This window comes from Idiomarina ramblicola, assembly GCF_003987255.1.
GTDB lineage: Bacteria > Pseudomonadota > Gammaproteobacteria > Enterobacterales > Alteromonadaceae > Idiomarina > Idiomarina ramblicola.
On record NZ_PIQC01000001.1, the window covers coordinates 46,357 to 60,738 of the forward strand.

The 14,382-nt window shown below is 45.9% G+C and carries 15 protein-coding genes; 5 read left to right on the forward strand and 10 right to left on the reverse strand.

Features of this window, described 5'->3' with window-relative positions:
- Window positions 1-6: 6 nt before the first annotated feature.
- The 8 genes from CWI78_RS00215 to asnC all read right to left on the reverse strand — a co-directional run bounded on the left by CWI78_RS00215 (window position 7) and on the right by asnC (window position 8,680).
- Window positions 7-1,017 (reverse strand): ArsA family ATPase, encoded by a 1,011-nt coding sequence (locus tag CWI78_RS00215; RefSeq protein WP_126779111.1) that lies wholly within the window; start codon window positions 1,015-1,017, stop codon window positions 7-9.
- 35 nt (window positions 1,018-1,052) lie between these two features.
- Window positions 1,053-1,325 (reverse strand): cory-CC-star protein, encoded by a 273-nt coding sequence (locus CWI78_RS00220; protein WP_126779113.1) that lies wholly within the window; start codon window positions 1,323-1,325, stop codon window positions 1,053-1,055.
- Between the two features lie 15 nt (window positions 1,326-1,340).
- Window positions 1,341-3,020: a carbon starvation CstA family protein gene (locus CWI78_RS00225; protein WP_126779115.1), complete on the reverse strand. Its 1,680-nt coding sequence runs from the start codon at window positions 3,018-3,020 to the stop codon at window positions 1,341-1,343.
- A gap of 122 nt (window positions 3,021-3,142) precedes the next feature.
- The gene (locus CWI78_RS00230) at window positions 3,143-3,316 is read right to left on the reverse strand and encodes a DUF1328 family protein (RefSeq protein WP_126779116.1); all 174 of its coding nucleotides are present in this window, start codon (window positions 3,314-3,316) and stop codon (window positions 3,143-3,145) included.
- 138 nt (window positions 3,317-3,454) lie between these two features.
- Entirely contained in the window at window positions 3,455-6,073 is a 2,619-nt protein-coding gene (locus CWI78_RS00235) for a M14 metallopeptidase family protein (RefSeq protein ID WP_126779118.1), read from the reverse strand.
- A 94-nt stretch (window positions 6,074-6,167) separates the two neighbouring features.
- Window positions 6,168-7,172 carry a tRNA 2-selenouridine(34) synthase MnmH gene (mnmH, locus tag CWI78_RS00240; RefSeq protein WP_126779120.1) on the reverse strand — a complete coding sequence of 335 codons (1,005 nt, stop codon included), beginning with the start codon at window positions 7,170-7,172 and terminating at the stop codon, window positions 6,168-6,170.
- Window positions 7,173-8,213: a selenide, water dikinase SelD gene (gene selD / locus CWI78_RS00245; protein ID WP_126779122.1), complete on the reverse strand. Its 1,041-nt coding sequence runs from the start codon at window positions 8,211-8,213 to the stop codon at window positions 7,173-7,175.
- The gene (asnC, locus tag CWI78_RS00250; RefSeq protein WP_126779124.1) at window positions 8,210-8,680 is read right to left on the reverse strand and encodes a transcriptional regulator AsnC; all 471 of its coding nucleotides are present in this window, start codon (window positions 8,678-8,680) and stop codon (window positions 8,210-8,212) included. The genes selD and asnC overlap by 4 nt, the downstream gene beginning before the upstream one ends.
- Window positions 8,681-8,830: 150 nt before the next feature.
- On the opposite strand from asnC, the gene asnA reads away from it, so the two are divergent.
- From asnA to CWI78_RS00275, 5 genes are all read left to right on the forward strand, one after another.
- Complete coding sequence (asnA, locus tag CWI78_RS00255) at window positions 8,831-9,811, forward strand: aspartate--ammonia ligase (RefSeq protein ID WP_126779126.1); 981 nt, start codon at window positions 8,831-8,833, stop codon at window positions 9,809-9,811.
- Window positions 9,812-9,867: 56 nt separating this feature from the next.
- Window positions 9,868-10,458, forward strand: coding sequence for a TetR/AcrR family transcriptional regulator (locus CWI78_RS00260; RefSeq protein WP_126779128.1), 591 nt, complete (start codon window positions 9,868-9,870; stop codon window positions 10,456-10,458).
- 20 nt (window positions 10,459-10,478) lie between these two features.
- Window positions 10,479-11,216: an SDR family oxidoreductase gene (locus tag CWI78_RS00265; RefSeq protein WP_126779129.1), complete on the forward strand. Its 738-nt coding sequence runs from the start codon at window positions 10,479-10,481 to the stop codon at window positions 11,214-11,216.
- A gap of 6 nt (window positions 11,217-11,222) precedes the next feature.
- Window positions 11,223-12,206, forward strand: a complete 984-nt coding sequence (locus tag CWI78_RS00270) for an LLM class flavin-dependent oxidoreductase (protein WP_126779131.1) — start codon at window positions 11,223-11,225, stop codon at window positions 12,204-12,206.
- 84 nt (window positions 12,207-12,290) lie between these two features.
- On the forward strand, window positions 12,291-12,674 hold the full coding sequence (locus CWI78_RS00275) for a glutaredoxin family protein (protein WP_126779133.1): 384 nt from the start codon (window positions 12,291-12,293) through the stop codon (window positions 12,672-12,674).
- Here the strand turns inward: CWI78_RS00275 and CWI78_RS00280 are convergent.
- A complete protein-coding gene (locus CWI78_RS00280) occupies window positions 12,671-13,522 on the reverse strand; it encodes a TIGR02285 family protein (protein ID WP_244213039.1) in 852 nt (283 codons plus the stop codon). The two genes, CWI78_RS00275 and CWI78_RS00280, sit on opposite strands and share 4 nt — an antisense overlap.
- A complete protein-coding gene (locus tag CWI78_RS00285) occupies window positions 13,519-14,352 on the reverse strand; it encodes a hypothetical protein (RefSeq protein WP_126779135.1) in 834 nt (277 codons plus the stop codon). Before CWI78_RS00285 ends, CWI78_RS00280 begins: the two co-directional genes overlap by 4 nt.
- Window positions 14,353-14,382: the final 30 nt, after the last annotated feature.

Sequence of the window (14,382 nt, forward strand, 5' to 3'; positions counted from 1 at the left end):
TGGCAATTAAGAAGAAAAACCGGCCTTTTCGAGATTATTAGCAAAGGTTTCCAGTGCTGCTAACCCCTGAACATCTTCTTCCAACAGGTAAAGAGAATAACTCGGCCAAGCGTCGAAACGCTTTGCTATGTCTTCTAAGTAAGACTTTTCCTGTATACGACGTTTAGCAAGAAAGCTTCCATCCGCCTGTTCAGGCAAAATTCGGTTAATGACGACGCCGCCGACAGGTAAATTCTCGGCTGTTAAAGATTGCAGCGCTCGAGTGGTTTCTTGTATAGGCAGGCGCTCGGGGGTCAGTACGAATAAAATAGATGTGTAGCTATTATCCTGTAACAACCGCCGAGTTCTCTGAAACAGCCTTTGTCTATTTAACAGTTGCTCGGTGATTGCCTTGGTACGATCAGTCATACCGTCACTTGCATTTTCTTTGGGATCTGCCATCGGGTTGTTGATATCTTTGCCCGATTTGGGCGACAAGTGATCCAGTACCGAGTCGAAATCCTGCGAACGTTTTTGTGATCGCAACATTCCCTGTGTCCAGGCGGCCATTGCTTCGGGCAAGGTTAACAGACGCAAAGTATGGCCCGTGGGAGCGGTGTCAAAAATCAATAAATCATAATCTTTTTCTGCTTCGTCTATGACATGACAGATCCTTTCCAGAAGAGCTGCCTCTTGTGCCCCGGGTGATTGTTGCGTTAAACGCATTTGCCGCTCAATTTCTGGGAAAAGATCGGGATTAGTAAAGCGTTTCATTTGTGAGCTAACACGAGCAATGTGTTCTTTTACTTCGTGGTCAGGATCGATTTCTAATGCGGTTAAATTCTCACGCATGACGGTTTTGTGATCACCAATCTTTTTATCAAACACATCAGCCAAACTGTGTGCCGGATCAGTTGAAACTAACAGGACTTTTTTGCCTTTACGGGCTGCAAGTACAGCCAGAGCAGATGAGACGGTTGTTTTACCAACGCCACCTTTTCCGCCAATCAACAAAACTTTTTTATCGCTTAACAACATGAGAAATGAACCCTGTTTCTGGTCGGGTTATAAGACTAGCAACAACGGAAATGATCAAGCGGTGAGTGTTCCATCCCCATACGTTGATGCCACTGGTGGAATCGCTCCAGCATTAATGGTTGTAGTTCCAGTGTGTAATAGGCGGCCGGATTAGGCACGCCCATCATTTCGGAGAAAACCAGTAGCATGAACAAATCGTCCTCATCGCGCTTTGCCCGGGCAATAGCAGAGCGATAGGGCGCATTGTAAAACTCGTTTGCTAAGTCGCTTGCCCGACTGAACCAACGGCGCACTGACTGTATGTTCATGCTACTTACTCCTGTTTAAGATTGCTTCTGTGCTTTTTGCTCCTTGCGGAGTTTAGTTAGTCCGGCACTGGCTTCAAGTGCAATCCAGATAGCCGCAACCAATACGACTAAATCGAGACCCATTAAGAACCAATCTCCACTATCGTAGAAGCCTTTAAGCTGCACAATAAGCGCGAATACCGTCATTATCAGCAAGAAGATTAACGGTAACAAGGTGTAATACATTGGGCGGCCCAAGCGCACCAACATGACCGTAATAACCAGTAAAGTTAAACCGGCTAATAATTGGTTTGTGGTACCAAACAGAGGCCAAATGACTAAACCGCCACTGCCATCAGCGCCACCAGCACCAAACGCCAGTAATAGGCAGCTACCGACTGCTAACAGCGTTGCCGGTAAAGCTTTTTGCATCCAGTTAATGTTATACAGGTTGCCCCATTCCTGAAAAATATAACGCTGTAAACGAAGGCCGGTATCCATGGTTGTGCCAGCAAAAAGCACTGCCATGACCGTCAGTAAGGTTTCAGAAATACCGACGTCCAGACCCAGGCCCTGGCTAATAATATTGGCCCCACCTTCAACAAAGGCTGATACGCCACCTTGTCCGAAGGAGGAATATACGGCCTCCCAGTCAGCCAGTGTCGCAAAGCCAGCGGTAGCGGCAATGATAGTGGCTAAGGATAGCGAACCTTCGCCAATAGCACCGAAATAGCCAACAAAGCGTGCATCGGTTTCCTTATCAAGCTGCTTAGATGTTGTTCCTGACGCAACCAGTCCGTGGAAACCAGAGATTGCACCACAGGCAATGGTTACGAACAGCAATGGCAACATGGAAGGTGTGCCTTCAGGTGTGTTGCTGTTAAAGGCAGGCGCGGAAATCTCTGGCCCTAATAGCAATGTTGCCCCGTAAAGCAGAATCAGACCAATGAATAACTGTAAGCCGTTGATGTAATCGCGAGGCTGCAATAGTACCCAAACTGGCAGTAAGGACGCGATGGCAGCGTAACCGAACAGGATAAGAACCCACTGCGCGTTGTCACTAATACCCATAACGGTTTCAGGTAACTGGATTGGGAACGACGGACCCGCCCAAATGAGCGCGTATAACGCCAGAACACCAATAATTGATATAGCCCCGAGACCCATCCATTTACGGAAAATAATTTGACCGATAATGAGTGCAACAAATATAGCTCCCCATACTGGCACAACAGAGCTCGAGAATTTGATCAGCAAACCAGAGATAGCTGTGGCGAAAACGGCATTAACCATTAACAGCACAAGGAATATGACAATCATGAAAAGCGTTTGTGACCGTTTGCCAACGACATCGCCGGTTAAATTACCGATGGATTTCGCTTTATTACGGTTACTCGCCCAAATTGCACCGGCGTCATGCACACCTGCAAAAAATATGGTTCCAAATATGACCCACAAAAATGCCGGTACCCAACCCCAGATAACTGCGATAGCAGGACCTATGATAGGTGCTGCGCCAGCAACAGAGGTAAAATGGTGACCCCAAAGAACGTATTTATTGGTAGGGACGAAATCAACGCCGTCTTCTAGTTCATGAGCTGGGGTTCTGAAGTTTGGATCGAGCTTAAATATTTTTTCGGCAATGAACTTAGAATAAAAGACATAACCGAGAAACATAGCGCCTAAACCCAGAACCATCATTACGATTGCGTTCATGGCAAGAGCCTCATTGTTGTAGTGTTAGACAGATAACGTAAAATGCCAACGGTTATTGTAGCGTAAATTCAATAACCGTTGGCATACGACCAATGTCTAATATCTATCGAAGCTTATAGGTTTTAGAGCCTCTTGTTCCCCTGAAGCAGGCGGACAACCAATGAAACTACGAATAAAACAACAAAGATAAAGAAGATAATTTTAGCGATTTCAGCGGCTGCACCAGCAATACCACCGAACCCTAAAATGGCTGCGATAACTGCAACAACGAAAAATATAAGAACCCAACGTAACATAAGCACCTCATTAATTAATTGAGAAGTTTCAATTAGTAAGGTAGACCATGATTGGAGTAATAACCAGTATTCAGGAATGTAAAAAAACGCTAAGGCGGAAATGCCTTAGCGTTTTTCTGTTTCTAGAGAAGTTATAAATTAATGAGCTTCGGCAGCGGCGTCTGCTGCAGCTTTATCATCCAATTTTTTGGCGTAAACCTGAATCCGTGGAGCTAAGTAAATTGCATTACTCAACAATTTAGCGGTGCCCCAGAAATAGGCACGGAAGTTGATGTTATCCGCAAACCCAATAACCTGGCCGTCACCGAAGCGATGTGCGGCAATATTGGTTTTGCCTTTTAGTATTTCGCGGTTCCGTTCGTCCGTATAACCACTCATGACCGGTTGTTCTGAATAACGAGCAACGGAAACAAAGGGGGACTCAGGCTCTTCCATAGCGCTAGCCGAGTTTTTAAATACTGGCATTTGTTCACGCGGGAAGCCAAAGAATAGTGGATGAGACGTATCCACATCCATTGAGAATATCGCACCAGCAATACGTTGTTCCGCATAAAAATCGTCACGTTCTTCGTAACTTAACTGCTGTTGAGCGAATGCGTCCTGAAAGACGGCATCATCAATAAAGCGAGTATGCAGAAGATCATTTTCTGCCAGCCACTCAGCACCACCACGTTGACCAATGATAATTCCGCCTTGGCTAACCCATTGCTTAATTTTCTTACGTAACTTTTTGTCAAGGTTACCATAGTGCCCGTCAACCATAATGATATGGCTGTAACGCGTTAAGTCGGCACGTGCTAAGCGTTCGGTATCGACCATAGATAGAGGAATGCCAACATGACGATCAAGGTAGTACCAGGTTTCGCCCGCTTCATAAAGGTTGACGCCTGAGCCAGTTAGCATCATGACGCTGGGTTCTTCTACCGGCTGAATGTTGCGGCTGCCCAAATCAATGCCTTCCGGGGTTAGTCCTGTTTCAATTGACGTTACATGAATGCCTTTTTCTTTTGCGGCTGTTGCCAGGCGACGCTGCACATCGTGCCAGTCACGCTGTTGATACGCTTTAGGCACAACAATAGAGCCTGCTGCGAATTGTTGGCGGCCTTGTTCTGCTTGTACAGTAAACGGTTTAGTTGTCTGACGAACATGAATGTTTTGTTCTAACAGCTCTTGTAGCAAGCCCGGTGCATGGTAATCGTTCCAGTTAAATGCGTAAGCATAGGCATCGGTTAATGCTGAAGTTTTACGCTTGGGTGCATCCCAGGCATTATCAGCGATTTGAATGCGTCCACGGTGGGTTTCAAATGGTATATTGAAAGCCAGTGGCAATGTCCAGCCTGAAACATCGTAAAACGTATTATTCGGGAAGTTTTTACGCGTGCTGAAGATGCCCTGAATCAAACCGTATTGTGCTTGGGCTAATGGCACATAATAGCTACTACCTGCTTTAAACTGAGTACCGTTTTGCTCAATATCTTTTTCGACTCGATACGCTCTAATGCCGTGTTGCTTGAAAATTTCCAGCAAGCCTTCGACACGAGAAGGATCGCTTGAATCTCCAAGGAGGTAGCCCTCAAAGTTGGCTTCTTTAGCTGCTTCCATACCTTGGTCATAGGCGCTTTCCTGAAACTCAATAAAGCGGCTTTTGTTTTTATGGGTGCCATAAATCGTACTGAGTGACGCGACAAATTGGTTGCGAATCGTGAACGGGAAGCTGACTTCGCCATTAACCGAATCTTGCAGGTGTCCGCGGCTGGAGGCCTGTTCAAACAGCACGCCTACAGCGCCCTGAATGTCTGGGTAAGTGGAGCCTTTACCGTAGTAGAAGTCATCAAATGATTCTTCGGTGTAATATAGACTGCCAATATCATCCAGTGAGTCAGCGTGTTCAGCTGCCAGAACTTCCGTTAAGCGCACGTTTTCGTCCGGGGTCAGCGGGTTCTTACGTGAAGGAATGCCCGGCTGAAAGAAATAGGTGCTGTTGGTTCCCATTTCGTGGTAGTCGGTCAGTACGTTCGGCTTCCACTTTTGAAAGTTGGCGATACGAGCACGCGATTCAGGGTGTTGTAGTAATAGCCAGTCACGGTTCATATCAAACCAGTAGTGGTTAACCCGGCCACGGGTGAAAGGCTGTACGTGCTCACGATGCTGAGGATCGGCAACCAGGTTTTGTCCGCGGTGTTGGTTTGCCCACTGTGCAAAGCGCGCGAGACCGTCGGGGTTAAATGCCGGATCCAGCAAAATAACCGAGTCGTTCAGAAGTTCATCAATGGCTTCGCCCTGAGCTGCGGCCAGATAATAGGCAAAAAGTATGGCTGCATTACTGCCGCTGGACTCGTCGCCGTGAATACTGTAGCCCATGTACATAACCACGGGAGTATTGTCAGGATCAGCATCGCGGGATGGATCGGCTGCTGCCAAGTGACGTTTGCGAACATCATCAATATTACTGTGGTTATTTTCAGAGGTTACTGTGAGCAACAACAGTGGACGCTGTTCATGTGTGCGTCCGGTTACTTCCAGAGTAATACGATCTGACTCTTCGGCCAGAACTTCCATATACTTCACAATTTGTTCGGGGCGAGCATGCCATTCACCAACTTGATAACCCAGTACATCTTTGGGCTTGGTAATTTCAGGGTTGTAGCTCACATCCTGTGGTAAGTAATACGAAAGGTCTTTTGTTGCTGCCATAGAGGGCAGGGCAACGATGACCAATGCGGCCGTGGTAATACCGCTTAACATTCGCTTTAACATAGATAAATCCCCTTGGTGTTATTATCTCACCACCATAACAAAAGCTTAAAAGATTAACTGCTGTTTTCGGCGGGTCGCAGATTTTTAGCGATGCTTATCGCTTTTTCATTTGGTAGTCGTACATCGGGTCATAATAGTCAACCAGTAACCCTTTTATCCACTGCTTATGAAGCTCTCGACTGTCTTGACTCAGAGCTTGCTGAAGTGTGCTGAATAACTGACGAAAACGAAGGTCTCCTAAACGCTTGCGGGTTCGACTTAAGCTGTCCAGCAGGTAGTGTTCGAACTGTTCACGTGAACAATAGCGGTTCTCTGCTTCAATCACGTACTCTTGATAAATAACCTCAACGCGTTGTTCTAAAGTGGACTCAATAGGGTAGCGTTCGGCTTTTTGAGTGGCCTGCCGTAAATTTTCAGGAACAGAGACCGAGCCTATGTGACTGCCTTCATCTTCGATATAAACCGTCTTGGCGCCTTGAGCTTTCAACTTGATAAGCGCAACCGCCAACTGGTTTTCGAAGTCAATCTGTGTTGGTTGTGGCTCAGGGTGGCGTCCGAATGCGGAACCTCTATGGTGCGCCAGTCCCTCTAAATCAATTGAATAAGAGCTGCGCTTGATAAATTCCGTTTTCTGGCAGCCGGTACGACCGCTAACCACAATCCAGCGGAAGTTAGCTACCAGCTCTTCGGTACGCTGAATTAAGTGTTGCCTCAGTGCTTTATAGCCGCCTTCAACTCGGGGCCTGTCTACTCCTTCTTCGGTTAACCACTGTTGTACTATTTGTGAGCGTAAACCCCCGCGAAAGCAATAGATAACGCCACTTGGCTGGTCTTTGAAAAAGTCCTTCCAGGCGTCAACTCTTTGCTGCTTAGTATCCCCACTGACCAAATCATGACCTAATGCAATTGCCGCATTTTGTCCATGCTGTTTATAACAAGTGCCAACTTTGGCTCGTTCGTCATCGGTCATCAATGGTTGATTAACGGCTGTGCTAAAGGCGCCTTTTTTAAACTCTGAAGGCGCTCTTAAATCTAGCAACGGTGTATCGTTAAGAAACAGTTTATCAAATTGTGTTTTGGTGACTTGTTGTTCAGACATCTACTCAATAACCACGCGATGCGGTTGTGACTTACTATGATAAAGCTCGCCTATTATCTGTATGAACTGATTTTGCTCCCGACAAATTTCATTCAGGTTTTCTATCTCTTCTTTTGCAACGCTAATAAGTAAACCGCCCGAGGTTTGTGGGTCACATAGCAAATTGCGCTGATGCGCCGGCACCTGACTAATAAGGTGTCCGTAACTATCGAAATTACGCAGGCTGCCACCGGGAACACACCCTTGAAGCAAATAATCATGAACATGGGGGAGTGTCGGGATGTCTTCGAACTGAACTCGAGCGAAAAGATCCGCACCTTCAGCCATTTCAATTAAATGGCCAGCTAAACCAAAACCAGTTACATCGGTCATGGCGTTGACACCTTGTATATCAGCGAAAACACTGCCGATACGGTTAAGCTGACACATGGTTTCAATCGCTATGCCACTATGCTCCGGTAGGAGTTTCTTCTGTTTTTGGGCGGTCGTTAAAATGCCCACACCTAAAGGTTTGGTCAGCATTAATACGTCACCTTCCCGTGCGGTATCGTTTTGTTTCAGTTTTTGTTTTTCAACCTGACCGGTGACCGCTAGTCCAAAAATTGGTTCTGGTGCATCAATACTGTGTCCACCGGCAAGCATAATGCCTGCATCGGCGCAGGCCTGCCGGCCACCATCAATAACTTGTTGAGCGATTTCTGCTGGTAGCTTGTTAATAGGCCAACCGAAAATAGCGATAGCCATTAGTGGTTTCCCTCCCATCGCGTAAATGTCACTAATGGCATTGGTGGCGGCTATTCGACCGAAATCGAAGGGATCATCACAGATAGGCATAAAAAAGTCGGTGGTACTTAATACCACCTGACCATTACCTAAATCATAGGCGGCGGCATCATCACGAGTGTTGTTTCCTACCAGCAATTTAGGGTCGGGCGCTATATCCAGCTTGCTTTTCAGAATGCTTGATAAAACCTGAGGCGATATTTTGCAGCCACAACCGGCACCGTGACTGTATTCTGTTAGCTTAACGTCCTGACTCATGGCTGTATGTCTCTGTTAATGGGTTGTTGTAATGAAATGAGCGTTTCTGTCGATTGTATTTCATCAATAGCCTGAATTCGATTGATAAGGGTGTGCTGCAACTCGTCAATTGACGGCGTCATGATCTTAATGAAGACATTGTATTGTCCGGTTGTGTAGTACGCCTCAATGACTTCTTCGAGCTTTTCCAGCTTTTCGATTGCGGCGGGGTAGTCGCCCGCACTTTTCAGTGTGATGCCAATAAAACAACAGACATCGTAGCCTAAGCGCTTGGCATTGACCTGTAAACGGGTGCCTTCAATGATGCCTGCTCGTTTCATTTTTTCAACCCGCACGTGAATAGTGGCCGGACTCACTTTATAGCGTTTAGCCAGCTCAGCATAAGGAATACGTGCCTCGTCCATCAGGGTTTTAAGTATGGAACGGTCCAGATCATCGATTTGATAATTTTCAGGTGATTTTTTCATGTTTTATTAAAGCTTCGTTAATTAACTTAGGTATAAATTAACGGAAAATAATAAGTAAAGCTATTTTTGTTGAATGTTATTGAATAAATAGTCCTGAAAGGTATTAATTGAATTGTGTTTTTATTCTTTTATTAACGATTCGGAGTATTTATGAAGTCACAATACATGTTACAGCAACAGAAAATTCAATTCGTAAAAGCCTGTTTTACTCAGCAGTTACAGCTTCAGCTTGGGTTGATTGAAGTACAGTCGCCACTACTAAGTGAGTTGGGCAGTGGTGTTCAAGACGATTTGTCGGGCTGGGAAAAGGCGGTTGCAGTTAAAGTAAAAGCCGTGCCCGACAAAGATTATGAAGTCGTTCATTCGTTGGCTAAGTGGAAACGCTTTACCCTTGGCCGTTACGGCTTTGGTGCAGGCGAGGGCATCGTTACCCAGATGAAAGCCCTGCGGCCCGACGAAGAAGCTTTAGGCTCGGTACATTCGGTTTACGTTGACCAGTGGGACTGGGAAAAAGTCATTAATGAAGAGCAGCGTTCGCTGGCTTATCTGACTAAGACAGTAGAGCGCATTTACGCTGCTTTGCGTCAAACGGAGCAGCAATATATTGAACAACACGGTGGAACCGGAACCTTACCGGAGAAAATACAGGTTGTGCATGCAGAGGATTTAATTACTGCCTATCCAGACCTTACTGCAAAACAACGTGAGCGCAAAGTGGTTAAACAACATGGCGCCGTATTTTTAGTCGGTATTGGCGGGGAGTTGAGTCATGGCCATGCACATGACGTAAGAGCGCCGGACTACGATGACTGGAGTTCGGTTAACGAGCAGGGCAGTACTGGCTTAAACGGCGATATTCTTGTTTGGCATCCGGCATTAGATGACGCGCTGGAACTTTCTTCTATGGGGATACGTGTTGACCAGCACGCATTAAAGCGTCAGTTGGCTATTAGCCAACAGGAGGAAAAGCTCAAGCTACCCTGGCATCAGTCCTTGTTAGCGGGCGAGTTGCCCTTAACTATTGGAGGGGGAATAGGGCAGTCACGGGTGGTGATGCAAATTTTACAAAGTGATCATATTGCTAAAGTCCAGTGTGGTGTCTGGCCGGAGTCCATTGCCGAAGCTCTGTAATTGCAATTGTTCAACTGATCTTGAAGTTTATAGACGACTGGTCTAATATAATCCGCATGACTAAGAATGATACACGACAAAACATCATAACAATCGGTGCTGACCTGATATCCATACATGGGTTCGGCAGCACTGGCTTGAATAAAATTCTGAGCGAGGCGCAGGTGCCCAAGGGCTCTTTTTATCATTACTTCAAAAGTAAGAATGATTTTGGCCTGGCGGTTATCGAAGCCTACGCTGAGGATTATGAAGCACGCATGGACGAAACTCTGGCAAACGAAAAATTGGAGCCGGTTGATCGTTTGCGCAGCTATTTGCGTCGCTCAGTAGAAGACTTAAAGTCGTGTGATTTCTCCAAAGGCTGTCTGATAGGCAACTTGGGTCAGGAAATGGCCTCGCAGAGTGATTTATTTCGCGAACGGTTAGATGACATTTTTTCCGACTGGGAGCAGCGTATTGCCCGGTGTTTAAAAGCTGCGCAGGACGCACAGCAAATTCAGCAATGCATTGACACCGAACAGATGGGAGCCTTCATTCTTTCAGGTTGGCAGGGAGCGTTACTGCGAGCCAAAGTTCAGCGTTCTATGCTGCCGCTACTGCGTTTTGAAGAGATGATATTAAGGCAGTTAGGGGCAGTTGACCAATAGCACTAACCGGAGGTAAAGCTATGTCAGAAGTACAAGATAAAGTTGTAATTATTACGGGGGCAAGCAGCGGCTTAGGTGAAGAAACCGCGCGTATGCTTGCTAAAAAAGGCGCAAAACTGATGCTAGCGGCGCGCCGTGAAGATCGTTTAAAAGAATTGACTGAATCAATTAAAAAAGAGGGTGGTCAGGCAGCTTATCGTGTGGTTGATGTAACAGACAAAGCGGCAGTTCAAAAACTGGCTGACGACACTAAAGCTGAATTTGGTCGTATTGATGTGCTTATTAATAACGCCGGACTCATGCCATTGGCACCGCTCGATGCGCTGAAAGTGGACGAATGGGACACCATGATTGATGTGAACATTAAAGGTGTTCTGTATGGCGTAGCTGCTGTATTACCGGTTATGCGTGAACAGCATGTCGGTCATATCATCAACCTGTCATCGGTTGCAGGTCAGAAAGTCTTTGCCGGCGGAACAGTATATTGCGCAACCAAGTTTGCTGTAAAAGCCATTTCCGAAGGCATTCGTCAGGAATCTAACGGTGAAATTCGCGCGACTAATATTTCACCGGGCGCTGTAGCAACAGAACTGACTGACCACATTAGTGACAAAGATGCGAAAGAGATGGCAGACAGCTTGTACTCAGATGCCATTGATTCAGCGGCGATTGCCCGTGCCATTACGTTTGCAATTGAGCAACCTCAGCAAGTTGACGTGAATGAAATGATCATTCGCCCAACCAAACAAGAGCTGTAATTTGTTATGAAATATTCAGTTCTTGATTTAGCGCCTGTCACGGAAGGTGGGTCAGTGGCTGAATCATTGCATAACTCGGCTGATTTAGCCCAGCATGCCGAGCGGTGGGGTTACCACCGCTTCTGGATGGCTGAGCACCACAATATGACCGGAATCGCCTCGGCCGCAACCGCAGTTGCTTTAGGTTATGTCGCCGGCAAAACCGACAAAATTAGGATAGGTTCAGGCGGTGTTATGTTGCCTAACCATGCGCCTTTTGTGGTCGCTGAACAGTTTGGTACGCTGGATGCCCTGTACCCCGGACGTGTCGATATTGGTCTGGGCAGAGCGCCGGGAACAGACGGCCGAACATTACGGGCTTTAAGACGTAAACCAGACGACGCCGAACAGTTTCCTAACGATGTTCAGGAGCTCTTAGGTTATCTGGAAGAAGCGCAGGAAAGTGATGCGATTAAGGCTGTGCCCGGGTTTGGACAACAAATTCCGGTGTGGTTGCTCGGCTCAAGCACTTTTGGCGCCCAGCTTGCAGCGCATTTAGGTCTGCCTTATGCCTTTGCATCGCATTTTGCACCAGACTATTTGCAGCATGCATTAAAAGCGTATCGCGAGAACTTTCGTCCATCGCGTTATCTCAGCAAACCTTATGCAGCAGCGGCAATGAACGTTTTTGCGGCAGACAGCGAAACCGATGCGCGAAAAATGATGAGCTCAATGCAACAGCAGTTTATTGCGTTGCGTCGCGGTACACCCGGGCCTTTAAAAGCACCGGTGGATGACATAAGAACGGTTGCTGCGCCTCATGAACTGGCCGGGGCGAATCATGCATTAACCTATACGGCGGTTGGCACTAAGGATTCAGTTCAACGGCATATTAATCAGTTTATTAACGATACGGGTATCGATGAAGTTATTCTTACCTGCCATGCCTTTGATCATCAGGCTCGTTTAAGGTCGTTAGAAATTGCTGCAGAAGCTTTAAACGGAAAGTGAAAAGCGTTTAGCTAAAAGACTGACGCTTTACCTTAAACACGTTAGAATAGCGGCATCTTAAATAAGCTGTTTGGTAGTAGACTTATGAGAATTATAATTCGTTACTTTTTCCGTACTTTACGACTGATTTTGACGCCCATTGTTTTGCTTGTTGAAAAACTGACCACCCCAAAAGGACAGGTGCGCACTGAAGAAGAGCAAAATAAGGTCGATGAGGCTTGTAAATCGCTGGCGTTGTATCAATTTTCCGCGTGCCCTTTTTGCGTGAAAGTTCGCAAGGAAATAGCGCGCCTTAATTTGAACATTGAGTTACGCGACGCGAAAAATAACGAGCAACACAGAAATGAACTGCAAGATGGTGGCGGTCGAGTGAAAGTACCGTGCTTACGAATAGAGCAGGGTGAGACAGTACAATGGATGTACGAATCTGACGACATTAACCAGTATTTGCAGCAACGTTTCGCTTAATTTAGTTTAGGCCGATCACTTCCCAGCCATTTATCCAAACTACGTTGGAAGTCGGGATCGGCCTTTAGCTGTTCAATAACCTGGTCTAATTGGTTGACTGCATTACGACCCCATTCGTTATTGGTGCAGCCAACAGCGCCTTCGATGACCAAACTACCGTATTCCTTTATTGGTAAAAAAACTAAACCGCTGTTTTTCGTACTAGCTTCAGTTTCGTTGTAGTAAGTCATTATTGCTCTATAGTCAATCGTATAGTCTATGCGATCGTTAACTATCATGGTGAGCAGGTTAACGTGTGCGTTTTCACCGCTAATGAAGCTGAAGTTTTCAGAGTCTATAAGGTGTGTTTCGAGTAATGTTTGTAGTTGCCCGTAACGTCGTTCGGTTGGTTGTGCAAAGCGTAAATCAGAGTCTTTAACTAAGTCGGAAAATTTGACGGGTTGACCGTATTTTTTAATGATCTTTGCCGCAGTATTAGCCCGGGTAATAATGCCATGAGGCTCATAAAGATGCGTTGTTTCTGTGTAATTGAAATCAGAATTGTAACTGGTTCTTTTAATTAAACAGGGAAAGCAAAGGTTTTTATTCTTCTTCATTATCATCGTAATACGGCGGGAAGGCAGTTTCCGTATGCGGTGAGATAATTCAGGTAGCTGGCGCTGAAAACTGTCAACTAAAGCGTCGCAAAAGCCTTGTTCCTTATATTCTCCAGAATAGATATGGAAAGGCGGCGATGAGTTAACGCCCCAGATGATGTCTTCGTCTGCGGCCAAGCTATTTGCACTAAACAATAGAGAGACGAGCAGTACGATAAGCTGCTTTTTAAAAGTCATTAAATTTGCTTTCATTGTTCTGACTCGCTTAGTTTTGGCCGGTCATTACCTAACCAATAGTCGAGACTTTGCTGAAAATCATTGTTATTTCGAATTTTTTTTATGGCTTGGTCAATCAGTCGGGTTGCATTTTTGCCCCATTGATTATTGCTGCAACCGACGGCGCCTCGAATCGTCTTTCCTTCGTATTCTCTTATTGGAACAAACGCGAGAGATTCGCCGCTTCCGAAGTTCTGTTCATTGCGTTGGTATGATTGAATCATCATTTCGTAGTCAATGGTATAGTCAACTCTGTCAATTAGAATCATTGCCAGTAAGTTATATAAAGCAAGTTCTCCATTCACTTTTTTGTGGTATTTAGTACCAATTAGGTATTCATTAATTAGTGGTTGAATGTCTCCATAGCGTCGACCAACGGGTTGGGCAAAACGTAATTCAGACTGAGCCAGTAACTTTTCAAGGGAAACCGGGTTTCCGTATTTTTCTTTGAGTTCGTCTGCGAGCGAAGAACGAGTAATAATGCCGTGCGGTGCGTATAAATGAGTTGCTCTAGTAAAATAGTAATTGGGGTTATAGCTCGTGCGGTTTATCATACAAGGGAAACACATACTCCCTTCGCGCTTCATAATTGTCCGAATGCGGCCATGGGGCATTTCTCGAATAATTTGGTGGGTATCGGGCAGCTCAGCCTGAATGGTTCTGACTAAAACATCGCAGAACCCGTTATTAGCCTCATCGCCTTGTGTAATATGAAAGGGCGGAGAGGCATTAATACCAAAAATGAGTGGAGCCGACAGCTCTTCTTCCTGAGCTAATACCGTTCCACTAAATAACAAAAAACTCATAAGCAGTTTCATGCGAGTTGGGTTTACTAT